Source organism: Pseudomonas sp. FYR_2 (assembly GCF_043106425.1).
GTDB classification, from domain to species: domain Bacteria; phylum Pseudomonadota; class Gammaproteobacteria; order Pseudomonadales; family Pseudomonadaceae; genus Aquipseudomonas; species Aquipseudomonas monteilii.
This window is the reverse complement of record NZ_JBICMM010000018.1, coordinates 1-24,481: the sequence shown is the minus strand read 5'-3', so window position 1 is coordinate 24,481 and position 24,481 is coordinate 1. Positions and strand designations below refer to the sequence as shown.

21 protein-coding genes are annotated in these 24,481 nt (G+C 62.7%); 14 read left to right on the top strand and 7 right to left on the bottom strand.

Features of this window, described 5'->3' with window-relative positions:
• Positions 1-28 precede the first annotated feature (28 nt).
• The 4 genes from crcB to ACF8R4_RS07400 form a co-directional block, all read right to left on the bottom strand.
• Positions 29-403: a fluoride efflux transporter CrcB gene (gene crcB, locus ACF8R4_RS07415; RefSeq protein WP_016711494.1), complete on the bottom strand. Its 375-nt coding sequence runs from the start codon at positions 401-403 to the stop codon at positions 29-31.
• A complete protein-coding gene (locus ACF8R4_RS07410; RefSeq protein WP_392492021.1) occupies positions 400-1,725 on the bottom strand; it encodes a replication-associated recombination protein A in 1,326 nt (441 codons plus the stop codon). The genes crcB and ACF8R4_RS07410 overlap by 4 nt, the downstream gene beginning before the upstream one ends.
• 12 nt (positions 1,726-1,737) lie before the next feature.
• Complete coding sequence (gene lolA / locus ACF8R4_RS07405) at positions 1,738-2,361, bottom strand: outer membrane lipoprotein chaperone LolA (protein ID WP_019096729.1); 624 nt, start codon at positions 2,359-2,361, stop codon at positions 1,738-1,740.
• Positions 2,362-2,423: 62 nt separating this feature from the next.
• On the bottom strand, positions 2,424-4,988 hold the full coding sequence (locus tag ACF8R4_RS07400) for a DNA translocase FtsK (protein WP_374754782.1): 2,565 nt from the start codon (positions 4,986-4,988) through the stop codon (positions 2,424-2,426).
• A 296-nt stretch (positions 4,989-5,284) separates the two neighbouring features.
• Here ACF8R4_RS07400 and aat point away from each other — a divergent pair, with 296 nt between their 5' ends.
• The 3 genes from aat (at position 5,285) to infA (ending at position 7,049) form a co-directional block, all read left to right on the top strand.
• Positions 5,285-5,965: a leucyl/phenylalanyl-tRNA--protein transferase gene (aat, locus tag ACF8R4_RS07395; protein WP_019096728.1), complete on the top strand. Its 681-nt coding sequence runs from the start codon at positions 5,285-5,287 to the stop codon at positions 5,963-5,965.
• Between the two features lie 56 nt (positions 5,966-6,021).
• On the top strand, positions 6,022-6,729 hold the full coding sequence (locus ACF8R4_RS07390) for an arginyltransferase (protein ID WP_016711499.1): 708 nt from the start codon (positions 6,022-6,024) through the stop codon (positions 6,727-6,729).
• A 101-nt stretch (positions 6,730-6,830) separates the two neighbouring features.
• Complete coding sequence (infA, locus tag ACF8R4_RS07385; protein ID WP_002553999.1) at positions 6,831-7,049, top strand: translation initiation factor IF-1; 219 nt, start codon at positions 6,831-6,833, stop codon at positions 7,047-7,049.
• A 157-nt stretch (positions 7,050-7,206) separates the two neighbouring features.
• On the opposite strand, the gene clpA is transcribed toward infA, so the two are convergent.
• Entirely contained in the window at positions 7,207-9,477 is a 2,271-nt protein-coding gene (gene clpA / locus ACF8R4_RS07380) for an ATP-dependent Clp protease ATP-binding subunit ClpA (RefSeq protein WP_104834320.1), read from the bottom strand.
• 30 nt (positions 9,478-9,507) lie between these two features.
• Positions 9,508-9,870, bottom strand: a complete 363-nt coding sequence (clpS, locus tag ACF8R4_RS07375) for an ATP-dependent Clp protease adapter ClpS (protein WP_013973290.1) — start codon at positions 9,868-9,870, stop codon at positions 9,508-9,510.
• Between the two features lie 229 nt (positions 9,871-10,099).
• On the opposite strand from clpS, the gene cspD reads away from it, so the two are divergent.
• Positions 10,100-10,354 carry a cold shock domain-containing protein CspD gene (cspD, locus tag ACF8R4_RS07370; protein ID WP_060497754.1) on the top strand — a complete coding sequence of 85 codons (255 nt, stop codon included), beginning with the start codon at positions 10,100-10,102 and terminating at the stop codon, positions 10,352-10,354.
• A gap of 69 nt (positions 10,355-10,423) precedes the next feature.
• On the opposite strand, the gene icd is transcribed toward cspD, so the two are convergent.
• Positions 10,424-11,680, bottom strand: coding sequence for an NADP-dependent isocitrate dehydrogenase (gene icd / locus ACF8R4_RS07365; RefSeq protein ID WP_016711502.1), 1,257 nt, complete (start codon positions 11,678-11,680; stop codon positions 10,424-10,426).
• A gap of 414 nt (positions 11,681-12,094) precedes the next feature.
• On the opposite strand from icd, the gene ACF8R4_RS07360 reads away from it, so the two are divergent.
• The 10 genes from ACF8R4_RS07360 to ACF8R4_RS07315 all read left to right on the top strand — a co-directional run bounded on the left by ACF8R4_RS07360 (position 12,095) and on the right by ACF8R4_RS07315 (position 24,468).
• Positions 12,095-14,320: an NADP-dependent isocitrate dehydrogenase gene (locus tag ACF8R4_RS07360; RefSeq protein ID WP_060497755.1), complete on the top strand. Its 2,226-nt coding sequence runs from the start codon at positions 12,095-12,097 to the stop codon at positions 14,318-14,320.
• Positions 14,321-14,506: 186 nt separating this feature from the next.
• Positions 14,507-14,947, top strand: coding sequence for an NUDIX hydrolase (locus ACF8R4_RS07355; RefSeq protein WP_060497756.1), 441 nt, complete (start codon positions 14,507-14,509; stop codon positions 14,945-14,947).
• Between the two features lie 59 nt (positions 14,948-15,006).
• The gene (gene mnmA / locus ACF8R4_RS07350; RefSeq protein WP_060497757.1) at positions 15,007-16,131 is read left to right on the top strand and encodes a tRNA 2-thiouridine(34) synthase MnmA; all 1,125 of its coding nucleotides are present in this window, start codon (positions 15,007-15,009) and stop codon (positions 16,129-16,131) included.
• Positions 16,128-16,754, top strand: coding sequence for a high frequency lysogenization protein HflD (gene hflD / locus ACF8R4_RS07345; protein ID WP_104834319.1), 627 nt, complete (start codon positions 16,128-16,130; stop codon positions 16,752-16,754). The genes mnmA and hflD overlap by 4 nt, the downstream gene beginning before the upstream one ends.
• Positions 16,755-16,884: 130 nt before the next feature.
• A complete protein-coding gene (gene purB, locus ACF8R4_RS07340; RefSeq protein WP_033693092.1) occupies positions 16,885-18,255 on the top strand; it encodes an adenylosuccinate lyase in 1,371 nt (456 codons plus the stop codon).
• Between the two features lie 81 nt (positions 18,256-18,336).
• Complete coding sequence (locus ACF8R4_RS07335; protein ID WP_016711508.1) at positions 18,337-19,503, top strand: cupin domain-containing protein; 1,167 nt, start codon at positions 18,337-18,339, stop codon at positions 19,501-19,503.
• Positions 19,496-19,924, top strand: coding sequence for a GNAT family N-acetyltransferase (locus tag ACF8R4_RS07330; RefSeq protein ID WP_156867697.1), 429 nt, complete (start codon positions 19,496-19,498; stop codon positions 19,922-19,924). Before ACF8R4_RS07335 ends, ACF8R4_RS07330 begins: the two co-directional genes overlap by 8 nt.
• 167 nt (positions 19,925-20,091) lie before the next feature.
• Positions 20,092-22,050, top strand: a complete 1,959-nt coding sequence (locus tag ACF8R4_RS07325) for a DNA topoisomerase III (protein WP_392492283.1) — start codon at positions 20,092-20,094, stop codon at positions 22,048-22,050.
• Between the two features lie 217 nt (positions 22,051-22,267).
• A complete protein-coding gene (locus ACF8R4_RS07320) occupies positions 22,268-23,557 on the top strand; it encodes an FAD-binding oxidoreductase (protein ID WP_060497761.1) in 1,290 nt (429 codons plus the stop codon).
• An 80-nt stretch (positions 23,558-23,637) separates the two neighbouring features.
• Positions 23,638-24,468, top strand: a complete 831-nt coding sequence (locus ACF8R4_RS07315; RefSeq protein WP_060497762.1) for an alpha/beta fold hydrolase — start codon at positions 23,638-23,640, stop codon at positions 24,466-24,468.
• Positions 24,469-24,481 lie beyond the last annotated feature (13 nt).

Here is a 24,481-nt window from a genome sequence, read left to right as displayed (position 1 = left end):
CGTTCTCTCGTTATAAGTAGGTGTTGGTTCAGAATCGGGTCAGGGACAGGCCGGCCCAGGTCGCGAGCAGCCCGCCCACCACGCTGATACTGGTATAGCCCAAGGCAAGGGGCACCTGCCCGCTTTCCATCAGGCGCACGGTATCGAGCGAGAAGGAGGAAAAGGTTGTCAGGCCGCCGAGGAAGCCGACAATCAGGCCGGCGCGCAGCTCGACCGGCGCCAGCGGCTTGTGCAGGAACAGGCCATAAAGCAGGCCGATCAGCAGGCAGCCAACCAGGTTGACCGCCAGCGTACCGGCATAGAAGTGCCGTGGCCAGTGGGCCGCTACCCAGTTGGCGGTAGCAAAGCGCAACAAGGTACCGGCGATACCGCCCGCGCTGACCGCGGCGATGAGTGCAATCACGGTTTTCTCCGTTGACGGGGGCTGTTGCGGTCGAGCTCGGCCAGGTGGCGCAGCTTCTCGCCAATCTTCAGCTCAAGGCCGCGGGGCACCGGCTGGTAGTACTGGCGGGGTTCCAGTTCGTCGGGGAAGTAATCTTCACCGGCGGCATAAGCATCGGGTTCATCGTGGGCATAGCGGTACTCGTCGCCATAGCCCAGTTGCTTCATCAGTTTGGTCGGGGCGTTGCGCAGGTGCAACGGCACCTCCAGCGAGCCATGCTCGGCCGCTTCGCGCAGGGCAGTCTTGAAGCCCATGTACACCGCATTGCTCTTCGGCGCGCAGGCCAGGTAGGTGATGGCCTGGGCCACTGCCAGCTCGCCTTCGGGGCTACCGAGGCGCTCCTGCACATCCCAGGCCGCCAGGCACAGGCTGAGCGCACGCGGGTCGGCGTTGCCGATGTCCTCGCTGGCCATGCGCACCACACGGCGGGCGATGTACAGCGGGTCGCAACCGCCGTCGAGCATGCGCGCAAACCAGTACAGGGCGCCATCGGGGTTGGAACCGCGCACCGACTTGTGCAGCGCGGAAATCTGGTCGTAGAACGCCTCCCCCCCCTTGTCGAAACGACGGCGGCTATCACCAAGCAGGCTTTGCAGCATCTCGACGTCGATTTCGCTGCCGTCTTCGGCTAGGTCCGAGGCGTTCTCAAGGAAGTTGAGCATGCGCCGGCCATCGCCATCGGCGGCAGCCATCAGCATCTTGAAAGCATCGTCGCCCACCCGCAGGTTGCGCTTGCCCAGGCCGCGCTCTTCGGTCAGCGCGCGGTTGACCAGTTTGCGCAGTGCCGCCTCGTCCAGGCTTTTGAGCACGTACACCCGCGCCCGCGACAGCAGCGCGTTGTTCAGTTCGAAGGACGGGTTTTCAGTGGTGGCGCCGATGAACAGCAGCGTGCCGTCTTCCACGTAGGGCAAGAAGGCATCCTGCTGCGACTTGTTGAAGCGGTGCACTTCATCCACGAACAGGATGGTGCGGCGGCCATACTGACCGGCCTGTTGCTTGGCCACTTCAACGGCCTGGCGGATTTCTTTCACCCCGGCCAGTACCGCCGACACGGTTTCGAAATGCGCGTCACAAAACTGCGCCAGCAGCCGCGCAAGGGTGGTCTTGCCCACCCCCGGCGGCCCCCAGAAGATCATCGAGTGCAGCGCACCCTGCTCCAGCGCCTCGCGCAACGGCTTACCGCGCGCCAGCAAGTGCTCCTGGCCGACGTACTCGTCCAGGTTGGACGGGCGCATGCGAGCGGCCAGGGGCTGGGCGACGGGTTCGCTTCGAAACAGGTCCATGACGGGCTCTGGTTACTCCTTGATCACGTCCGCGCCTTTGGGGATGTCGAACTTGAACTGGCTGTCCGGCACCGCCTGGTTGGCCTTGACGCCATTGAACAGGATGTTGGTGCGCTGGCCGACACTGTCGATCAGCTGCATGTCATTGATCAGGCCTTTGCGGAACGACACGCGCAGCGAGTCGAACAGGGTGTCCTTGGTCTTCGGTTTGAGGGTGAAGTCCATCACCTCGCCCTGCTCCTTGGAAGCAATGTCGAAACTCTGGCTGATCTTCGACACATCACCGGACAGCAGCAGTGCAGGGGTCTGGTTCAGTCGCACATCGAGCTTCTTGATGGTGGCCTGTTCCAGGTCCGGGTCCCACAGGGTGACGTTCTTGCCGTCCGAAACCACCACCTGCTCCTGCGGCGCATCAGTATGCCAGTAGAACAGGCCCGGGCGCTTGACCGCCATCTTGCCCGAGGTTTCCTGCAGGCTGGTGCCATCGGCGCCCAGGGTCAGCTGGGAGAAGTTGGCCTCGATAGTCTGCGACTTTTCCAGCAACTGGGTCAGGCGTTGTACGTCTTGCTCACCGGCATAAGCAGTAACCGAGCCCAGGGTCAGGGCAGAAACCAACAGCATGCGAATCGCGCGCATGGGAATCCTCATTGAGCATTGAAAAGGCCGGGCGCCACCGTTGGCGCCCGGCAAGGTGTTCTTCAGTCGCGCGGGCCGCCCGGGGCAATCACTTCCCGCGAGCCGTTGCTGTTCATGGGGGTGACCACGCCGGCCATTTCCATGGCTTCGATCATACGGGCGGCGCGGTTGTAACCGATTTTCAGCTTGCGCTGCACGGCCGAAATGGACGCGCGGCGGCTTTCCAGCACGAACTGCACGGCCTCATCATACAGGGCGTCGCTCTCCGAATCTTCACCATCACCGCCACCACCGCCGCCGCCGTCGAAGCCACTGCCGGCTTCTTCGACACCGTTGAGGATGTCATCGTTGTAATCCGGCGCGCCTCGCAGCTTCCACGCTTCGACCGTACGGTGCACTTCGTCGTCGGAAACGAACGCACCGTGCACGCGGATTGGCAGGCTGGTGCCCGGTGGCATGTACAGCATGTCACCATGACCCAACAGCTGCTCTGCACCACCCTGGTCGATGATGGTGCGTGAGTCGATCTTGCTCGACACCTGGAACGCCATGCGGGTCGGAATGTTGGCCTTGATCAGGCCGGTAATCACGTCCACCGACGGGCGCTGGGTGGCGAGAATCAGATGGATACCGGCTGCCCGCGCCTTCTGGGCGATACGGGCGATCAGCTCTTCGACCTTCTTGCCGACGATCATCATCATGTCGGCGAACTCGTCCACCACCACCACGATGGTCGGCAAGGTTTTCAGCGCTGGCGGCTCGTCGTCCATGCTCTCGCGACGGTACAGCGGGTCGTGGATGATTTCGCCAGCTTCCTGGGCGTCCTTGATCTTGCGGTTGAAACCGGCCAGGTTACGCACGCCCATGGCCGCCATCAGCTTGTAGCGCCGCTCCATCTCGGCCACGCTCCAGCGCAGGGCGTTGGCGGCGTCTTTCATGTCGGTGACCACCGGGCACAGCAGGTGCGGGATGCCTTCGTAGATCGACAGTTCGAGCATTTTCGGGTCGATCATGATCAGCCGCGCGTCTTCCGGGCTGGACTTGAACAGGATCGACAGGATCATCGCGTTCACACCCACCGACTTACCGGAGCCGGTAGTACCGGCCACCAGCAGGTGGGGCATCTTGGCCAGGTCGGTAATCACCGGCTTGCCGCCGATGTCATGGCCCAGGGCCAGCGTGACCGGGGACTTCTGTTCGTCGTACTGCGGCGTGGCCAGCACCTCGGAGAAGCGCACCATCTGCCGGTTTTCGTTGGGAATCTCGATACCCACGGTGGTCTTGCCGGGGATCACCTCGACCACGCGCACGCTGGTCACGGCCAGCGAGCGCGCCAGGTCCTTGGCCAGGTTGGCGATGCGGCTGACCTTCACGCCAGCGGCCGGCTGGATTTCGTAACGGGTAATCACCGGGCCGGGGTGAATCGAGTCCACCGCCACTTCTACACCGAATTCCTTGAGCTTGATTTCCAGCAGTTGGCCGACACCGGCCAGGGACTCTGGCGAATACTCGATTTTCTTCTGCTCGGCAGGGTCGAGGATGGAAATCGACGGCAAGGTGCCTTCCACCGCGCTGTCGATGAACAGCGGTGCCTGCTTTTCCTTCATCACCCGCTTGCTCGGCTCCGGAGCCTTGGCGGCGGCGGGTGGCACGATCGTCGGGGCGGCGTGCTGCTCGCGAGGGACCACGGTTTCACGCGGCACTACGGGCTCACGGGCGGCCTCACGTGGTGGCACGACAGGCTCACGGCCAAGCGTTGGCTCACGGGGTTCAACGACCGGGGCCGGCGCTTCTTCACGCTTGAAAATACGCTCACGCAACGCCGGCTTGGCCGGTTCACGCTTCTCGGCGGCCATCGGCGCGGCCTTGACCACCGGCTCATCCTCGCGCAGTTGCGCCTCCAGGCGCTTGCGCTCGTTGCGGGCTTCCCACCAACGGTTGGCGGCGCCCTGCACCAGCTCGAACAGGTCGAGGGTGATCTTGCCGGTCAGGTCCATCACCTTGAACCACGACAAGTCGGTGAAGACCGTCAGGCCGAACAGGAACAGGGCAATGAACATCAGCGTGCTGCCCTGCACGTTCAGCAGGTTGCGCGCCAGATCACCAAGGCTTTCGCCCAATGCGCCACCTGCAGAGAACGGCAAGCTCGCCGGCGGGTGGAAGTGGATATGCGCCAGCGCCGCCCCGGACAACACCAGGAAGACCAGGCCGATCAACCGCCAGGAAAACAGCCAGCCGCTCCAGTCCCACGGCTGGTGGCGTTCGCGGAAGATCTGCCAGGTCTTCACCGCCAGCAGCAGCGGGAAGATATAGGCGAAGTAACCCAGCACCATGAACAGGATATCGGCGAAGTAGGCGCCGGCACGCCCGGCGGCGTTCTGCACCTGGTCGACGGTGGCGGTGTGGCTGAAACCCGGGTCCGAAGTGTCGTAGGTCAGCAGGGCCATCCACAGGTACAGGCACAGGGCGCCGACAGCGATCAACGCACCTTCCTTGAGGCGATAATGCAGCTGCTGCCGCCACAGGGGCACGGGCAAGGGAGCTGGGGTTGCGGTGGATTTCTTCAAAACGCGTCTATTCCTGCGCGTGCTGCGCGTCCAATAGTGATCGGCGGCGGTGCGGCCAATGAACCACTACTTTTAACATTACTGCCCGACAGCCGCCATGGCGGCACGCCGTATGGGGGTTTGGCCGGGGGCGACTTTCATATACCTGCAATTTGAGCATGCATTTTCTTTTGTGACAAAGGCTTATGCTGTGTTTTTGCACAGGTGTGACAGCAAATGTAGCGGATGGTGCCTGCGGTTTCATGAATGTGTAGGAAATTGCCTGAATTCGCCCCCCGCAAAGCAGCCACAACCATTGACCCTGCCATGCGCGCAAGCCATGCTGCCCTCTCCCCTCCCCCACCGCACGATAGACCATGCTTACCTGGCTGACCCGCGACTCGCTGACCTTCCCGCCCCTGGAAAAGGCCCTGCACGACCCCAACGGCCTGCTGGCCGCCGGCGGCGACCTTACCCCCGAGCGCCTGGTTCAGGCCTATCGTCACGGTTGCTTCCCGTGGTACCAGGATGGCCAGCCGATCCTGTGGTGGTCACCCGACCCGCGCACGGTGCTGCTGCCCGACCAGCTGCACGTGTCGCGCTCGCTGGCCAAGCTGATGCGCCAGGGCCGCTACCAGGTCAGCTTCGACACCGACTTCCCGGCCGTGATCGCCGCCTGCGCCGCGCCACGCGACTACGCCGACGGCACCTGGATCACCGATACCATGCGCAATGCCTACTGCGAACTGCACCGACGCGGTATTGCCCACTCGGTGGAAGTGCGCCAGGACGGTGAGCTGGTCGGCGGCCTGTACGGCCTGGCCATGGGCCAGCTGTTCTTCGGTGAATCGATGTTCAGCCGCGCCGACAACGCCTCCAAGGTCGGCTTCGTGACCTTGGTCAACCACCTGCGCCAGGCCGGGTTCGTGCTGATCGACTGCCAGATGCCCACCAACCACCTGCACAGCCTGGGCGCCCACGCCATCAGCCGCGCCGAATTCGCTGGCTACCTGGCACGCCACCTCGACCAGCCCAACAGCGCCACATGGGTTGCCTAGGCGAGTTCCCGTAGCTGGCTTACACTTAAAACAAAGTCTCACCGAGGGGGTTGATCATGACAGAGTTGGCGCGGTTGAAGTTTTATGCCACTCAGCCCCACTCCTGCAGCTACCTGCCCGAGGAACAGGCCACCACGCTGTTCCTCGACCCCAGCCAGCCGATGGACGTTAACGTGTACGCCGACCTGTCGGAAATGGGCTTCCGCCGCAGTGGCGACCATCTGTACCGCCCGCACTGCCAGAATTGCAACGCCTGCGTGCCGGCACGCATCCCGGCGGCGCGCTTTATCCCCAACCGCCAGCAACGGCGCATCCTCAAGCGCAATGCCGACCTGACCGTGACGGCGGCGCGCCCAACCTTCAAGGAAGAGTATTTCGAGCTGTACCGGCGCTATATCGAAACACGCCACGCCGACGGTGACATGTACCCGCCCAGCCGCGACCAGTTTTCCACCTTTCTGGTGCGCGACCTGCCGTTCTGCTGGTTTTACGAGTTCCGCCTGGAAGGCCGCTTGATGGCAGTGGCCGTGTGCGACCTGCTACCCAACGGCCTGTCGGCGGTCTACACCTTCTACGAACCGGACGAAGAGCGACGCAGCTTGGGCCGCTTTGCCATCCTGTGGCAAATCACCGAAGCCCTGCGCCAGGACCTGGAAGCGGTATACCTGGGTTACTGGATCAAGAACTGCAAGAAAATGAACTACAAGACGCAGTATCGGCCCATCGAATTGCTGATAAACCAGCGCTGGGTCACCCTCAACTGAAAGCATTGGCTTGACACACAGTTTTCGGGCATAATCCACGCCACTTTTTTGCCCGGTGCGGATATGCGTCGGGCCAACACTGGATCCGAGGGCTCTACTGCATGTCGAAAGAAGACAGCTTCGAAATGGAAGGTACTGTCGTCGACACCCTGCCCAACACCATGTTCCGCGTGGAGTTGGAAAACGGGCACGTCGTAACCGCGCACATCTCCGGAAAGATGCGCAAGAACTACATCCGTATTCTCACTGGCGACAAGGTCCGCGTCGAACTGACACCATACGACCTGAGCAAGGGCCGCATCACCTACCGTGCGCGCTAAGCTCAAGCCATGAAGAAGCCCGGCCATGCGCCGGGCTTTTTTGTGCCTGCCAGAACCGCTTTGCGGCCATCGCGAGCTGCGCTCGCTCCTACATGGGCACACTAAACCCCGTAGGAGCGAGCGCAGCTCGCGATGGCCGCAAAGCGACCCTCATCGATCAGGCAACCTCAGCCGTGGTCTCGAAGTCGAACACCAGCTCGCCATCGCGCAGGTCGACGTGCACCACACCACCATGCTCGGCCAGTTCTCCAAACAGGATCTCCTCGGCCAGCGGCCGCTTGATCTTGTCCTGGATCAGCCGCGCCATCGGCCGCGCACCCATCTGCACGTCGTAGCCCGACACCGCCAGCCAGCCGCGTGCGGCGTCGCTGACTTCCAGCAGCACACGCTTGTCTTCCAGCTGCGCCTGCAGTTCGATAAGGAACTTGTCGACGATGCTCTTGATCGTCTCGGTGCTCAGGCGACCAAACTGGATAATGGTATCCAGACGGTTGCGGAACTCTGGCGTGAAGCTCTTGCGGATCACTTCCATGGCATCGGACGCGTGGTCCTGATGGGTGAAGCCGATCGAGGCCCGCGCTGCCGTTTCTGCACCCGCGTTGGTGGTCATGATCAGGATCACGTTACGGAAGTCGGCCTTGCGCCCGTTGTTGTCGGTCAGGGTACCGTGGTCCATCACCTGCAGCAGCAGGTTGAAGACTTCCGGGTGGGCCTTCTCGATTTCATCGAGCAGCAATACGCAATGCGGTTGCTTGGTAATCGCCTCGGTCAGCAAGCCCCCCTGGTCGAACCCTACGTAACCAGGAGGCGCACCGATCAGGCGCGACACGGTATGGCGCTCCATGTACTCGGACATGTCGAACCGCACCAGCTCCACGCCCAGCGCCTTGGCCAGCTGCCGCGCCGCTTCGGTCTTGCCGACGCCGGTAGGGCCAGCGAACAGGAACGAACCGACGGGCTTGTCTGGCGACTTCAGGCCAGCACGGGACAGCTTGATGGCCGTAGACAGCGAGTCGATGGCCTGGTCCTGACCGAACACGGTCAGCTTCAGGTCACGCTCAAGGTTACGCAGCAGCTCCTTGTCGGAGCTGGTGACGTGCTTCGGCGGAATCCGCGCGATCTTGGCGACGATGTCCTCGACTTGAGGCACATCGATGCGTTTGACGCGCATGGCCTCCGGCTGCAGCCGCTGGTAGGCACCGGCTTCGTCGATCACATCGATGGCTTTGTCGGGCATGTGCCGGTCATTGATGTAGCGCGAGGCCAGTTCGGCGGCGGCGCGCAGGGCTTCGTCGCTGTACTCGATGTTGTGGTGGCTCTCGAAACGCCCTTTCAGGCCGCGCAGGATGCCCACGGTGTCTTCGACCGACGGCTCACTGACATCCACCTTCTGGAAGCGACGTGCCAGGGCACGGTCCTTCTCGAAGATGCCGCGGAATTCCTGGAAGGTGGTCGAGCCGATGCAACGGATCTCACCCGACGACAGCAGCGGCTTGAGCAGGTTGGAGGCATCCATCACCCCGCCCGATGCCGCACCGGCACCGATGATGGTGTGGATTTCGTCGATGAACAGGATCGCCTGCGGGCGCTTGCGCAGCTCGCCGAGCAGCGCCTTGAAGCGCTTCTCGAAGTCGCCACGGTATTTGGTACCGGCCAGCAGCGCGCCCAGGTCAAGGGAATACACCACGCTTTGCGCCAGCAGGTCGGGCACCTGGCCATCGACAATGCGCTTGGCCAGGCCTTCGGCGATGGCAGTCTTGCCAACGCCCGCCTCACCCACCAGCAACGGGTTGTTCTTGCGCCGGCGTGCCAGGATTTGCGCCACGCGCTCCACTTCCTGCTCGCGCCCCACCAGCGGGTCGATACGGCCAGCACGGGCCAGCTCGTTCAGGTTGCTGGCATAGGCGTCCAGCGGGTTGCTCGAAGAGGAGGTTTCGCCACCCTCCTCGTCCTGCATGTCTTGGTCGCTTTCAGATTGCGAACCATGCCCAGGCACCTTGGAGATGCCATGGGCGATGTAGTTGACCACGTCGATACGGGCCACGCTCTGCTGTTTCAGCAGGAACACAGCCTGGCTTTCCTGCTCGCTGAAGATCGCCACCAGCACGTTGGCGCCGGTCACTTCGCGCTTGCCGGAGCTTTGCACGTGGAACACGGCACGCTGCAGCACCCGCTGGAAGCCCAGGGTCGGCTGGGTTTCACGGTCTTCGTCGTTGACAGGAATCAGCGGCGTAGTGGAATCGATGAACTCTTGCAGGTCGTGCTTGAGCTTGTCGAGATTGGCGCCACAGGCGCGCAGAACGGTCGCGGCAGCCTCATTGTCAAGGAGTGCCAGCAGCAGATGTTCGACGGTCATGAACTCATGACGCTTCGAACGGGCCTCCTTGAAGGCAAGATTGAGGGTGACTTCGAGCTCGCGGTTTAACATAGCTTCACCTCATACCCAAGTGGTCGGCGATTAACCGTCCTTCTCGATTTCACAGAGTAGCGGATGCTGGCTTTCCCTGGCGTATTGGTTGACCTGCATAGCCTTTGTTTCGGCGATGTCACGGGTAAACAATCCGCACACTGCCCGCCCTTCGGTATGGACGGTCAGCATGATCTTGGTCGCCAGCTCGCGGTTCAGATTAAAGAACGTCTCGAGCACTTCGACGACGAAATCCATCGGCGTGTAGTCATCGTTGAACAAAACCACCTTGTACATCGGTGGCGCCTGCAGGATCGGCTTGGCTTCCTGAACTGCAAGACCTGAGCCGTCGTCCTCATTCGATTGCGGGCGATCCTGATTGAATGTTAGTCGAATCTCACTAGGTGCATGCATGGAAAGAATTTCATCATGAGCGTCAGGTTAAGGTTGTGGGTTGACCGCACAGGCCACGAACGGCGCAGGCGCCGGGCGACCTTGACTATCGGAAAAACGGTGTTACAACCAATAAGAACCCACCGTGGTCGATAAAGATCCGCGCAGTCAACCAGAATTTCGCAAGGTTCGTATGCGGATGAAGTGGATGATACTCCAGTGATGGAGTCCTTTGCAGAGGGACATAGGGATGGCAAGCGGTAAAGTCAAGTGGTTCAACAATGCCAAGGGCTACGGATTCATCAACGAGGAAGGTAAATCCGATGACCTTTTCGCTCATTACTCGGCCATCCAGATGGACGGATACAAGACACTGAAGGCGGGCCAGGCCGTGGAGTTCGAAATCATCCAGGGCCCCAAAGGCCTGCACGCGGTGAAGATAATGGACGCCGCTGCGGCTGCCAAAGCCCAAGGCCAGGCCGCAAGCGAAACCGTACGCGTCTGATCGCCGCCCCGTGTCGTAGTACGAAAAAACCGGTCGCCCTTTTACCCTGGCGACCGGTTTTCTCTTGCCTTACATATGCTTGATCATTTCATCACCAAAGCCTGAGCTGCTCACCAGCTTTGCCCCGTCCATCAGCCGCTCGAAGTCGTAGGTCACGGTCTTGGCCGCAATCGCGCCATTGGTGCCCTTGATGATCAGGTCGGCCGCCTCGGTCCAGCCCATGTGTCGCAGCATCATCTCCGCCGAGAGAATGACCGAGCCGGGGTTGACCTTGTCTTGCCCCGCGTACTTGGGCGCAGTGCCGTGAGTGGCCTCGAACATGGCCACGGTGTCGGAAAGGTTGGCGCCCGGTGCGATGCCGATACCGCCCACCTCCGCCGCCAGAGCGTCGGACAGGTAGTCACCGTTGAGGTTCAGGGTGGCAATCACGTCGTACTCGGCCGGGCGCAGCAGAATCTGCTGCAGCATGGCGTCGGCGATGGCGTCCTTGACGATGACCTCGCGGCCGGTCTTGGGGTTCTTGAACTTCATCCAAGGGCCACCATCGAGCAGTTCGGCGCCGAACTCATCCCGGGCCACTTCATAACCCCAGTCTTTGAAGGCACCTTCGGTGAACTTCATGATGTTGCCTTTGTGCACCAGGGTCAGCGACTCGCGGTCATTGTCCACCACGTATTGCAGGGCCTTACGCACCAGGCGCTTGGTGCCCTCTTTCGAAACCGGCTTCACGCCAATGCCGCAGTCCTGGTCGAAGCGGATCTTGGTGACGCCCATTTCTTCCTTGAGGAACTTGATCACCTTGTTGGCCTCGGGCGAGCCGGCCTTCCACTCGATGCCGGCATAGATGTCTTCGGAGTTCTCGCGGAAGATCACCATGTCGACGTCGCCAGGCTTTTTCACCGGGCTCGGTACACCTTGGAACCACAGCACCGGCCGCAGGCACACATACAGGTCCAGTTGCTGGCGCAGGGCCACGTTGAGCGAGCGGATGCCGCCACCCACCGGGGTGGTCAGCGGGCCCTTGATCGACACCACGTAATCACGCACGGCGTCGAGGGTTTCCTGAGGCAGCCAGGTGTCCTGGTCGTACACCTGGGTGGCCTTCTCGCCGGCGTACACCTCCATCCAGGCAATCTTGCGCTTGCCGCCGTAGGCCTTCTGCACGGCGGCATCGACCACCTTGATCATCACGGGCGAAACATCGACGCCGATCCCGTCACCCTCAATGTAAGGAATGATCGGGTGGTCAGGCACGTTAAGCGAATGGTCTGCATTGACGGTGATCTTGGTGCCGTCGGTCGGAACCTTGATTTTCTGGTATCCCATGCTTGCACTACTCCGCTGTCGGGTGTGGTTTGGACATCATGCGATGCAATGAGCCTAAACCACATCTGCCGACCTGCAAGGCATGCGACAACCCGCCACATTGCCGCTTAGTCTTTGGTCTTATAAATGGGCCGATATCACTTGGCCTTGCTGATTAGCCCGAATGGTTTGGTATACTCCGCCGCGACCGAAGGGTCATCGGGGCGAATCCCAGGAAAATGCGGACCGCCCTAGGCCATGAATGGCCGTAAAGCCTGGGCTGTTACCGCAGTTCAGCACTTGACGCTCGACTGATGCATCCACCATCACCGCTCGCAGCCTCTCGACTTTCCGCTCATGGCGTTGTCAGGGCGATGCGCCTACCCTGCGCACCACGAGACTCGAGCACGCTCAGCACACAGAGAGTTAACCCGCATGCCCACCCGTTCCAAGATCATCTATACCTTCACCGACGAAGCCCCCGCCCTCGCCACTTACTCGCTGCTGCCGATCGTCGAAGCCTTCACCGCTTCGGCTGACATCGCCGTCGAAACCCGCGACATCTCCCTGGCCGGCCGTATCCTTGCCGCCTTCCCGGAGCAACTGGGCGCAGAGAAGCAAGTAGGCGATCACCTGGCGGAACTGGGCCAGCTGGCTACCACCCCTGAAGCCAACATCATCAAGCTGCCGAACATCAGCGCCTCGGTACCGCAGCTCAAAGCCGCGATCAAGGAACTGCAAGGCAAGGGCTTCAACATCCCTGACTACGCCGACGAGCCGGCCACCGCGGAAGAAAAAGAGTCCCGCGCCCGCTACGACCGCATCAAGGGTTCGGCCGTGAACCCGGTACTGCGCGAAGGCAACTCCGACCGCCGCGCGCCGCTGTCGGTCAAGAACTACGCCCGCAAGCACCCACACAAGATGGGCGCCTGGGCCGCCGACTCTCAGTCGCACGTTGCCCACATGACCCAGGGCGACTTCTACGGCAGCGAAAAAGCTGCCCTGATCGAAGCTGACGATAGCCTGCGCATCGAGCTGGTTGCCAAAGACGGCAGCACCACCGTGCTGAAAGAAAAGACCGCCGTCAAAGCTGCCGAAGTGATCGACTGCGCCACCATGAGCCGCAAGGCCCTGAAAGCCTTCATCGCCGAGCAGATCGCCGATGCCAAGGCCTCCGGCGTACTGCTGTCGGTGCACCTGAAAGCCACCATGATGAAGGTTTCCGACCCGATCATGTTCGGCGTCATCGTCGAAGAGTTCTACAACGACGTGCTGGCCAAGCACGCCGCCGCGCTGGCTGAAGTCGGCTTCAACGCCAACAACGGCATCGGCGACCTGTACGCCCGCATCAAGGACCTGCCAGCCGACAAGCAGGCCGAGATCGAAGCCGACATCCAGGCCCTGTACGCCCAGCGCCCAGCCCTGGCCATGGTCAACTCCGACAAAGGCATCACCAACCTGCACGTACCGAGCGACGTCATCGTCGACGCTTCGATGCCGGCCATGATCCGTGACTCGGGCAAGATGTGGAACACCGCTGGCGAACTGCAAGACGCCAAGGCCGTGATCCCGGACCGTTGCTACGCTGGCATCTACCAGGCCACCATCGAAGACTGCAAGAAAAACGGCGCCTTCGACCCAACCACCATGGGCAGCGTGCCGAACGTTGGCCTGATGGCACAAAAGGCCGAAGAGTACGGTTCCCACGACAAGACCTTCCAGATCAAGGCCGACGGTGTTGTGCGCGTGGTCGATGGCAAAGGTAACGTCGTACTTGAGCAGAACGTCGAAGCTGGCGACATCTTCCGCATGTGCCAGACCAAAGACGCGCCGATCCAGGACTGGGTCAAGCTGGCCGTCAACCGTGCCCGCCTGAGCAACACCCCTGCGGTGTTCTGGCTGGACCCGGCCCGCGCCCACGACGGCGTGATGATCGAAAAAGTGCAGAAGTACCTGAAAGATCACGACACCACCGGCCTGGACATCCGCGTTCTGGCCCCGGTCGACGCCATCAAGTTCTCCCTGGCCCGCATCCGCGAAGGTAAGGACACCATCTCGGTGACCGGCAACGTGCTGCGCGACTACCTGACCGACCTGTTCCCGATCATGGAACTGGGCACCAGCGCCAAGATGCTGTCGATCGTGCCGCTGATGAACGGCGGTGGCCTGTTCGAAACCGGCGCCGGCGGTTCGGCTCCGAAGCACGTGCAGCAGCTGGTTGAAGAGAACTTCCTGCGTTGGGACTCGCTGGGTGAATTCCTGGCCCTGGCCGCTTCCCTGGAGCACCTGGGCAACACCTACGACAACCCGCGTGCCAAGGTTCTGGCCAACACCCTGGACCAGGCTACCGGCAAGTTCCTCGACACCAACAAGTCGCCTTCGCGCAAAGTCGGTGGTATCGACAACCGCGGCAGCCACTTCTACCTGACCCTGTACTGGGCCCAGGCCCTGGCTGCCCAGACTGACGACGCTGCCCTGCAGGCTCGCTTCGCCCCGCTGGCAAAAACCCTGACCGAGAACGAGGAGACGATCGTCGCCGAGCTCAACGCCGTTCAGGGCAAGCCAGCCGACATCGGTGGCTACTACGCCCCGGATGCCGAGCTGACCGCCAAGGTGATGCGCCCAAGCCAGACCCTGAACAGCGCCATTGCCGCCCTGTAAGGTTCGCTTGAAGTAACAGCACAAACCCCGGCCACGCACCGGGGTTTGTGCTTTCTGGGAAATGGGGCTGCTCTGCAGCCCAATCGCGACTTGCAGTCGCTCCTACGGGCGCGCGCCCCCTTGTAGGAGCGACTGCAAGTCGCGATTGGGCCGCAAAGCGACCCCAAGATCGAAAGGACACCGCAAATGACCTGGCAACCCCACATCACCGTCGCCACCATCGTCGAGCACGAAGGCAAGTTCCTCTTCGTCGAAGAGTTCAAAGCCAACCAGCATGTCTTCAACCAACCCGCCGGCCACCTCGAACCCAACGAGACCCTACCCCAGGCCGCCCTGCGCGAAACCCTGGAAGAAACCGCCTGGGAAGTGGAGCTCACCGGCGTGGTCGGCATCTACCTCTACACCGCCCCCAGCAACGGCGTGACCTACCAGCGCATCTGCTTCGCCGCCCGCCCCGTTCGCCACCACGCCGACCTGGCCCTGGACAGCGACATCGTCCGTGCCGTGTGGCTGACCCGCGACGAGCTGCTGGCCGACCCCACCCACTGGCGCAGCGAGCTGGTGCCGCGCTGTCTCGACGACTACCTCAAAGGCCCCTTGCACAGCCTCGAACTGCTACGCGACTGACGCAACGTCGCGGGTTTGATAGAATCGGCGTTTTTCCCCTCTGATACACACCGGTACCCATGACCAGCCCAGCACTCAAAGACCCCGCCAAGACCCGCGTCATCGTCGGCATGTCCGGCGGCGTGGACTCTTCCGTCTCCGCCCTTCTGCTCATGGAGCAGGGCTACCAGGTGGAAGGGCTGTTCATGAAGAACTGGGAAGAAGACGACGGCACCGAATACTGCACCGCCCGCGAAGACCTGGCCGACGCCCAGGCCGTGTGCGACCGCATCGGCATCAAGCTGCACACCGCCAACTTCGCCGCCGAATACTGGGACAACGTGTTCGAGCACTTCCTTGAAGAATACAAGGCTGGCCGTACGCCCAACCCGGACATCCTCTGCAACCGCGAAATCAAGTTCAAGGCGTTTCTCGACTACGCCTTGTCGCTGGGTGCCGACCTGATCGCCACCGGCCACTACGTACGCCGCCGCGACACCGGTGAGCTCACCGAACTGCTCAAGGGCCTTGACCCGAACAAGGACCAGAGCTACTTCCTGCACGCCGTCGGCGGCAAGGAAATCGCCCGCACCCTGTTCCCGGTCGGCGAGCTGGAAAAGCCCGAGGTGCGCGCGATTGCCGAGAAACACGGCCTGGCCACCGCCAAGAAAAAGGACTCCACCGGCATCTGCTTCATTGGCGAGCGCCGTTTCAGCGACTTCCTCAAGCAGTACCTGCCAGCCCAGCCGGGCGATATCGAAACCACCGAAGGTGAAGTGATCGGCCGCCACCATGGCCTGATGTACCACACCATCGGCCAGCGCCAGGGCCTGGGGATTGGCGGCCTGAAAGATGCCGGTGACGAGCCGTGGTACGTGCTGCACAAGGACCTGACCCGCAACGTGCTGGTGGTCGGCCAGGGCAACGAACACCCATGGCTGTTCTCCCGCGCCCTGCTCGCCTCGGAAATCTTCTGGGTCAACCCGATCGACCTCAGCCGCCCACGCCAGCTGACTGCCAAGGTGCGTTACCGCCAGAGCGACCAGCAATGCACCCTTGAGCTGACCGAAACCGGCTACCGCGCCGTGTTCGACGAGCCGCAGCGCGCCGTCACCCCGGGCCAGTCGGTGGTGTTCTACGACGGCGAAGTGTGCCTGGGCGGCGGCGTGATCGAAGCCGCCGAGCCGTGGAGCCCGCGCGCATGAGCAACCTGCAGGAGCAATTGATTGCTTTGGGCGGTGTATTCCAGGCCGCCGTGCTGGTTGACCGTATCGCCCGCACCGGCCAGGCCAGCGAGGCCAACATTGGCTGCATGCTCGGCAGCCTGCTGGTCCGCGACCCCAAGGACACCCTGGAAGTGTTCGGTGGCGACGACCTGAACCTGCGCGACGGCTACCGTGCACTGGCAGGCGCCCTGGAGCGCGACCCCAGCAGCCTGCAGCGCGAGCCGCTGCGCTATGCCCTGTCGATGCTGGGCCTGGAGCGCCAGCTGAACAAGCGTGGCGACCTGCTCGACACCATCGGCAACCGCTTGCCGCAAATCCAGTCCCAGGCCGAGCATTTCGGCCTGGTTCATGAAAACGTCATCGCTTCCAGCGGAGCCTTGTATCAGGACACGCTCAGCACCTTGCGCCAGCGCATCCAGGTGCACGGCGACATGCGCTTCCTGCAGCAGGCCAGCAACGCCTCGAAGATCCGTGCCCTGCTGCTGGCCGGCATCCGCGCCGCCCGGCTGTGGCGCCAACTGGGCGGGCACCGCTGGCAGCTGGTGTTCAGCCGGCGCAAGCTGCTGAACGAACTGTATGACATGATGCGCAGCCCCAACTGACAGGCTGCGCTCCCACAGGGTCTGCCACCAGATCCCAATCGGGCCGACCTTTGGTCAGCCACCCGACTCGGGCGCAATTTTCATGTATGATATGCGCCCTTCCAAAAGCCTGACTGTCCGAGAACACCCCATGCAGCTTTCTTCGCTCACTGCGGTTTCCCCTGTAGACGGCCGTTATGCCGGCAAAACCCAGGCCTTGCGCCCCATTTTCAGCGAATTCGGCCTGATCCGTTTCCGCGCCCTGGTCGAAGTGCGCTGGCTGCAGCGCCTGGCCGCCCACCCGCAGATCGGCGAAGTGCCGGCGTTCTCCGCCGAAGCCAACGCCCTGCTGGACAGCCTGGCCACCGATTTCAAGCTTGAACACGCCGAGCGCGTCAAGGAAATCGAGCGCACCACCAACCACGACGTCAAGGCGATCGAATACCTCCTCAAGGAGCAGGCCGCCAAGCTGCCTGAGCTGGCCAAGGTCAGCGAATTCATCCACTTCGCCTGCACCAGCGAGGACATCAACAACCTGTCCCACGCCCTGATGCTGCGCGCCGGCCGTGACGACGTGCTGCTGCCGCTGATGCGCCAGATCGCCGACGCCATCCGTGCCCTGGCCCACGCCCACGCCGACGTGCCGATGCTGTCGCGTACCCACGGCCAGCCAGCCTCGCCGACCACCCTGGGCAAAGAACTGGCTAACGTCGTGTACCGCCTGGAGCGCCAGATCGCCCAGGTTGCCGCCGTGCCGCTGCTGGGCAAGATCAACGGCGCCGTGGGCAACTACAACGCCCACCTGTCGGCCTACTCGCAGATCGACTGGGAGCAGAACGCCCGCGCCTTCATCGAAGACGAGCTGGGCCTGCAGTTCAACCCGTACACCACCCAGATCGAGCCGCACGACTACATCGCCGAGCTGTTCGACGCCATTGCCCGCTTCAACACCATCCTGATCGACTTCGACCGCGATGTGTGGGGCTACATCTCGCTGGGCTACTTCAAGCAGAAGACTGTCGCTGGCGAAATCGGCTCGTCGACCATGCCGCACAAGGTCAACCCGATCGACTTCGAAAACTCCGAAGGCAACCTGGGTATCGCCAATGCGCTGTTCCAGCACCTGGCCAGCAAGCTGCCGATCTCGCGCTGGCAGCGTGACCTGACCGACTCCACCGTGCTGCGTAACCTGGGCGTGGGCTTTGCCCACAGCGTCATCGCCTACGAAGCCAGCCTGAAAGGCATCGGCAAGCTGGAAGTGAACGAAGCCCGCATCGCCGCCGACCTGGACGCCTGCTGGGAAGTGCTGGCCGAGCCGATCCAGACCGTGATGCGCCGCTTCAACATCGAAAACCCCTACGAGAAGCTCAAAGAGCTGACCCGTGGCAAGGGCATCACCCCGGACGCGCTGCTGACCTTCATCGACGGCCTGGACATGCCAGCCGACGCCAAGGCCGAGCTCAAGCTGCTGACCCCCGCTACCTACATCGGTAACGCGGCAGCGCAGGCCAAACGCATCTAAGCTGACCGTCGCGTACAACGCCCGGCCTGGCCGGGCGTTTTTATTCCCGTACGAAAATTACGTTTTTTCAATAGGTTGAACATGAATCCTGATACTCCACTGCAGCTGCTCGGCGGCATCTCGGCCCGCGAATTCATGCGCGACTACTGGCAGAAGAAGCCGCTGCTGGTGCGCCAGGCCTTCCCGGACTTCATCAGCCCCATCGACCCCGACGAACTGGCCGGCCTGGCCCTGGAAGACGAAGTCGAGTCGCGTATCGTGCTGGAGCACGGCGCCCACCCGTGGGAGCTGCGCCGCGGCCCGTTCAACGAAGACACCTTCGCCGAGCTGCCAGAAAAAGACTGGACCCTGCTGGTACAAGCCGTGGACCAGTTTGTCCCAGAAGTGGCCGAACTGCTGGAAAACTTCCGTTTCCTGCCCAGCTGGCGTATCGATGACGTGATGATCAGCTTCGCCGCTCCGGGTGGCAGCGTTGGTCCGCACTTCGACAACTACGACGTGTTCCTGCTGCAAGGCCACGGCCAGCGCAACTGGAAGATCGGCCAGATGTGCAGCAGCGACAGCCCGCTGCTGGAGCACGCCGACCTGCGTATCCTGGCCGAGTTCGAGCAGAGCGAAGAATGGACCCTGGAGCCAGGCGACATGCTCTACCTGCCACCGCGTCTGGCCCACTATGGCGTGGCCGTGGACGACTGCCTGACCTACTCGGTCGGCTTCCGCGCCCCAAGCGCCGCCGAAGTGCTGACCCACTTCACCGACTTCCTGGGCCAGTTCCTGCCTGACGAAGAGCGCTACAGCGATGCCGACGCCCAGCCAGCCAGCGACCCGCACCAGATCCAGCACGACGCCCTCGACCGCCTCAAGGCGCTGCTCGACAAGCACATGAACGACAAGGACCTGCTGCTGACCTGGTTCGGTCAGTTCATGACCGAGCCGCGTTACCCCGAGCAGATCGTTGGCGAAGAGCTGAGCGAAGAGGAGCTGATCGATGCCCTGGAACAAGGCGCCATCCTGATCCGCAACCCAAGCGCACGCCTGGCCTGGTCCGAATTCGAAGACGACCTGCTGCTGTTCGCCAGCGGCCGCAGCTGCCCGCTGCCGGGCAAACTGCGCGAGCTGCTGAAGCTGGTGTGCGCGGCCGATGCCCTGCATATCGACAACCTGGCAGACTGGCTGCAAGACGAAGATGGCCTTATGCTGGTACAGCAGCTGGTCAAACAAGGAAGCCTGGGATTCGCCAATGAATAAGATCAGCGTTCGCGTCGCCGACTGGCACAAAGACAACGCCGACATTCGCCGTATCCGTGAGGCGGTGTTCATTGCCGAACAGCATGTACCGCCGGAGCTGGAGTGGGACTCGGACGACCCGACCGCGGCACACTTCCTGGCCCTGGAAGGCGACTACCCGATCGGCACTGCCCGCCTGCTGCCAGACGGGACGATCGGCCGGGTATCGGTGCTGAAGGACTGGCGCGGCTTGAAAGTGGGTGACGCACTCATGAACGCAGTCATCGTCGAAGCGCAGAACCGCGACCTGAAGCAGCAGATGCTCAGCGCTCAGGTGCATGCCACACCGTTCTACGAGCGCCTGGGCTTTCGCGTAGTCAGCGAGGAATTCCTCGAAGCCGGTATCCCGCACGTGGACATGGTGCGCGACTCGCGCGCCTGACCCGTAACCTGTACCGGCCTCTTCGCGGGTTTACCCGCGAAGAGGCCGGTACAGGCTCAAAACACTTCCACTGACAAAAACCTGTACATCCATCCAGATAAAACTTGCCTCTGCGCCCCCGCTTGCGCATCCTAGTGCTCATCACCCCCGATGAAGCGTTCCCGGCCATGCGCCTGTTCCTCTGCGAAAAACCCTCTCAGGCAAAAGACATCGCCAAAGTGCTCGGCGCCAACCGCAAGGGCGACGGCTGCTGGCAAGGCACCGACGTCTGCGTCACCTGGTGCATCGGCCACCTGCTGGAAACCGCCCCGCCCGACAGCTACGACGAACGCTACAAGCGCTGGAACCTGGCCGACCTGCCGATCATCCCGGACAAGTGGAAGATGCTGGTCAAGCCCAAGACCGCCAGCCAGTTCAAGGCCGTCAAACGCCTGCTTGGCGAAGCGCGGGAGCTGGTGATCGCCACCGACGCCGACCGCGAAGGCGAAATGATCGCCCGCGAACTGGTCGAACATTGCCGCTATCGCGGCCCGGTGCAACGCCTGTGGCTGTCGGCACTGGACGACGCGTCCATCCGCAAGGCCTTGGCCCGCCTGCTGCCCGGCCACGAAACCTTCAACCTGTACCACTCGGCACTGGGCCGCTCGCGCGCCGACTGGCTGATCGGCATGAACATGAGCCGGCTGTTCACCCTGCTGGGCCGCCAATCCGGCTACCAGGGCGTATTGCCGGTGGGCCGGGTGCAAACGCCCACCTTGCGCCTAGTGGTCGACCGCGACCGCAGCATCGCCGACTTCGTACCCGTGCCGTTCTGGGCCATCGATGTGCAACTGGAACTCGCCGGCCAACACTTCAATGCCCAATGGCGCGCCCCCGAGGACGCCTGCGACGACCAAGGCCGCTGCCTGAAGCAAGCCTTGGCACAACAAGCGGCCACCGACATCGGCAATGCTGGCACAGCCCGCGCCGTCAAGGTTGCCACCGAGCGCGTGCGTGAAGCCGCACCACTCCCCTTCGACCTCGGCACCCTGCAGGAGCTGTGCTCGAAAAAGTTCGGCCTCGGCGCCCAGGAAACCCTCGACATCGCCCAGGCCCTGTACGAAACCCACAAGCTGATCACCTACCCGCGCAGCGACTGCGGTTACCTGCCGCAAAGCCAGCACGCCGAAGCGCCGGCCATCCTCGCTGCCTTGCAACGGGCCGATGCCAGCCTGGCGCCTCTACAGCCCTACCTGGAGCCACAGCGCCGCTCGCGGGCATGGAACGACGCCAAGGTCAGCGCCCACCACGGCATCATCCCCACCGCCGCCGCCAGCGACCCGTCGCGCCTGCCGGCCAAGCACAAGGCGGTGTATACCCTGATCCGCGCCCGCTACCTGGCGCAGTTCCTGCCCAACCATGAGTACGACCGCACCCAGGCCGACTTCGACTGTGCCGGACATGCCCTGCGTGCGGTGGGCAAGCAGATTGTCGAGCCGGGCTGGCGCCGCGCCCTGCCTGAGGCATTGACCCCGGCCAAGGGCCGCGAGGCACCACCCGCCCAGGTGCTGCCAGCACTGCGCGAAGGCCAGGACTGCAACGTACAAGGTCTGCAACTGAAAGACCTGTGGACTCAACCCCCCAAGCCGTTCACCGAAGGCGACCTGATCAAGGCCATGAAAAACGTGGCCAAGCTGGTGGACGACCCGCGGTTGAAACAGAAGCTGAAGGAAACCACCGGTATCGGCACCGAAGCCACGCGCGCCAGCATCATTCAGGGCCTGCTTGACCGTGGCTACCTGGTGAAGAATGGCAAGGCACTGTCGGCCACACCGGCGGCGTTCAGCCTGATCGATGCGGTGCCGAAAGCCATTGCTGACCCTGGCACCACGGCCATCTGGGAGCAGGCGCTGGACATGGTGCAGAGCGGCGAGATGAGCCTGGAAGAGTTCGTTGCCCGGCAATCGGCGTGGATGGGCAAGCTGGTCGAGCGGTGTAGCGGCATGCGCATGACCATCAGCGGGCCGGCCGCAGGTGCGCCGCCGCCTTGGAAGAAAAAGCGGCGTGGTGGGGGGAAAAGTAAAACAGCTGGCAGCAAGTCGGCCGCTAGCAAGCCGCGTCAGCCTCGAAAAAAACCGGCAACCTGAAAGTTCTGCATCGTCATTACTGGCCTCTTCGCGGGTAAACCCGCTCCTACAACGAAACTGTACCCAATGTAGGAGCGGGTTTACCCGCGAAGAGGCCAGTACAGGCAGCACATCACTAACAGGCAAACCTCACATCCAGCCCGACACATTGGCAGCATGAAATTTACCTGCTAAGTTTTCATGAAAATAATCACAATAATTTTCATGAGGTCTATGCATGTTCAAGCAGTCCGCCCAGCACGTCGCCAGCTACTACGCCCAGACCTACCCCGCCAACATCCCCCTACGCCCAACGCTACAAGGCCCCCACGACACCGATGTGCTTATCGTCGGCGCCGGTTTCAGCGGCCTGCACACCGCCCTGCGCCTTACCCAGGCGGGCAAGCGCGTCACACTGCTGGAAGCAAGCCGCGTGGCCTGGGCCGCCTCCGGGCGCAACGGCGGCCAGGCACTATTGGGCTGGTCGTGCGATATGCCGCCGCTGGAAAAGGCCTTGGGCATCGAACGCACCCAACGGCTGTGGGCCAGCATGTGCTGGGCCGCTGACGAAATGCGCGACCTCCCCCAGCGCCACGGCTTCGATGTCGATTACCGGCTGGGCAGCCTATGGACCGCCGTGCTACCGCGCCGGGTGAAACTGCTTGAGGAAGCCCAGCACGAGGCTGAACACAAATGGGGCTACGACGCCCTGCGCCTGATCGGCCGTGAAGAGCTGCCGCAATGGATCGACAGCCCGCGCTATCAGGCCGCGCTGTATGACGCCAAAGGCGCCCACCTCAACCCGCTGAAGCTGGCACAAGGCCTGGCCAGCACCATTGAAGCCGCTGGCGGCCATATCTACGAACAAAGCCAGGTACTCCGCTACCAGGAGGCAGGCGATGGCTACGTTGCCCGAACCGACAAAGGCGAAGTGCGCTGCAACGTGTTGGTGCTGGCCTGCAACGCCTACATCGACCGCCTCGACCGCAGCCTGTCGCGCCGCCTGTTACCCGTCGGCTCCTACCAGGTGGCCACCGCGCCACTGGACGCCGACTTCGCCCGTTCGCTGCTACCGCGCAACAGCTGCGTGATCGACAACCAGTTCGTACCCGACTACTTCCGCCTTACGCCGGACCACCGCCTGCTGTTCGGTGGCGGCTGTACCTACCTGGGCGGCATCCCCAAGGACGTCGCCAGCGCCACCCGGCCCTACCTGGAGCGCGTCTTCCCGCAACTGGCCGGGGTGGCCATCGACTATGCCTGGGGCGGCCATATCGACTGCAGTATCCAGCGTACCCCGGACGTCGGCCGCGAGGGCCAACGCTACTGGCTGCAAGGTTTCTCCGGCCATGGCGTGCTGCCAACCCTGGCAGCGGCACGGGCAGTCAGTGATGCAATTCTCGGTGACGACGACCTGCTGGCACTGTACCAAGGCATCGACAACGGCCGCTTCCCCGGCGGCGACCTGCTGGCAGCACCGCTGGAGGCGGCCGCCAAGGCTTGGTACAGAATGCGCGACCGTGCCTGAAGACGGCCGGTGCTTGCTGCCCGGAAATCTCTCCTATTCTCAACAGCTCCATTCGGTTCCTGCAAACAGGAGACACGACCATGAGCTATGTAACCACGAAGGACGGGGTGCAGATTTTCTATAAGGATTGGGGCCCACGCGACGCACCGGTCATCCACTTCCACCACGGCTGGCCGCTCAGCGCCGATGACTGGGACGCGCAGATGCTGTTCTTCCTGGCCCAGGGTTTCCGCGTGGTCGCCCACGACCGCCGAGGCCATGGGCGTTCCAGCCAGGTATGGGACGGCCATGACATGGACCACTATGCCGATGATACGGCTGCCGTGGTTACTCACCTGGGCACCCAGGGCGCCGTGCATGTCGGCCACTCGACCGGTGGTGGCGAGGTGGTGCGCTACATAGCGCGGCACCCGGAAGACAAGGTGGCGAAGGCCGTGCTGATCGCCGCTGTACCACCACTGATGGTGCAAACACCCGCCAACCCCGGCGGCCTGCCCAAGTCGGTGTTTGACGGGTTTCAGGCCCAGGTGGCCAGTAACCGGGCGCAGTTCTACCGGGATGTGCCGGCCGGGCCGTTCTATGGCTACAACCGCCCTGGTGTCGAAGCCAGCGAAGGCATCATCGGCAACTGGTGGCGCCAAGGCATGATCGGCAGTGCCAAGGCCCATTACGATGGCATCGTGGCGTTTTCCCAGACGGACTTCACCGAGGATTTGAAGGGCATTCAGCAGCCGGTGCTGGTGATGCATGGGGACGATGACCAGATCGTGCCGTATGAGAATTCCGGGGTGTTGTCGGCGAAGCTGCTGCCCAATGGCACACTGAAGACTTACAAGGGCTACCCGCATGGCATGCCGACTACCCATGCCGATGTGATCAATGCGGATTTGCTGGCGTTCATCCGTAGTTGATGTCGTTAGCCTG

Coding starts and splice junctions, on each gene's coding strand:
- ACF8R4_RS07325 (WP_392492283.1), top strand. CDS start 20,092: ATGCGCCTGTTCCTCTGCGAAAAACCCTCTCAGGCAAAAGACATCGCC.
- ACF8R4_RS07315 (WP_060497762.1), top strand. CDS start 23,638: ATGAGCTATGTAACCACGAAGGACGGGGTGCAGATTTTCTATAAGGAT.
- icd (WP_016711502.1), bottom strand. CDS start 11,680: ATGGGATACCAGAAAATCAAGGTTCCGACCGACGGCACCAAGATCACC.
- ACF8R4_RS07360 (WP_060497755.1), top strand. CDS start 12,095: ATGCCCACCCGTTCCAAGATCATCTATACCTTCACCGACGAAGCCCCC.
- infA (WP_002553999.1), top strand. CDS start 6,831: ATGTCGAAAGAAGACAGCTTCGAAATGGAAGGTACTGTCGTCGACACC.
- ACF8R4_RS07390 (WP_016711499.1), top strand. CDS start 6,022: ATGACAGAGTTGGCGCGGTTGAAGTTTTATGCCACTCAGCCCCACTCC.
- aat (WP_019096728.1), top strand. CDS start 5,285: ATGCTTACCTGGCTGACCCGCGACTCGCTGACCTTCCCGCCCCTGGAA.
- lolA (WP_019096729.1), bottom strand. CDS start 2,361: ATGCGCGCGATTCGCATGCTGTTGGTTTCTGCCCTGACCCTGGGCTCG.
- mnmA (WP_060497757.1), top strand. CDS start 15,007: ATGACCAGCCCAGCACTCAAAGACCCCGCCAAGACCCGCGTCATCGTC.
- ACF8R4_RS07320 (WP_060497761.1), top strand. CDS start 22,268: ATGTTCAAGCAGTCCGCCCAGCACGTCGCCAGCTACTACGCCCAGACC.
- purB (WP_033693092.1), top strand. CDS start 16,885: ATGCAGCTTTCTTCGCTCACTGCGGTTTCCCCTGTAGACGGCCGTTAT.
- clpS (WP_013973290.1), bottom strand. CDS start 9,870: ATGCATGCACCTAGTGAGATTCGACTAACATTCAATCAGGATCGCCCG.
- ACF8R4_RS07355 (WP_060497756.1), top strand. CDS start 14,507: ATGACCTGGCAACCCCACATCACCGTCGCCACCATCGTCGAGCACGAA.
- ACF8R4_RS07335 (WP_016711508.1), top strand. CDS start 18,337: ATGAATCCTGATACTCCACTGCAGCTGCTCGGCGGCATCTCGGCCCGC.
- clpA (WP_104834320.1), bottom strand. CDS start 9,477: ATGTTAAACCGCGAGCTCGAAGTCACCCTCAATCTTGCCTTCAAGGAG.
- ACF8R4_RS07410 (WP_392492021.1), bottom strand. CDS start 1,725: ATGGACCTGTTTCGAAGCGAACCCGTCGCCCAGCCCCTGGCCGCTCGC.
- ACF8R4_RS07330 (WP_156867697.1), top strand. CDS start 19,496: ATGAATAAGATCAGCGTTCGCGTCGCCGACTGGCACAAAGACAACGCC.
- hflD (WP_104834319.1), top strand. CDS start 16,128: ATGAGCAACCTGCAGGAGCAATTGATTGCTTTGGGCGGTGTATTCCAG.
- cspD (WP_060497754.1), top strand. CDS start 10,100: ATGGCAAGCGGTAAAGTCAAGTGGTTCAACAATGCCAAGGGCTACGGA.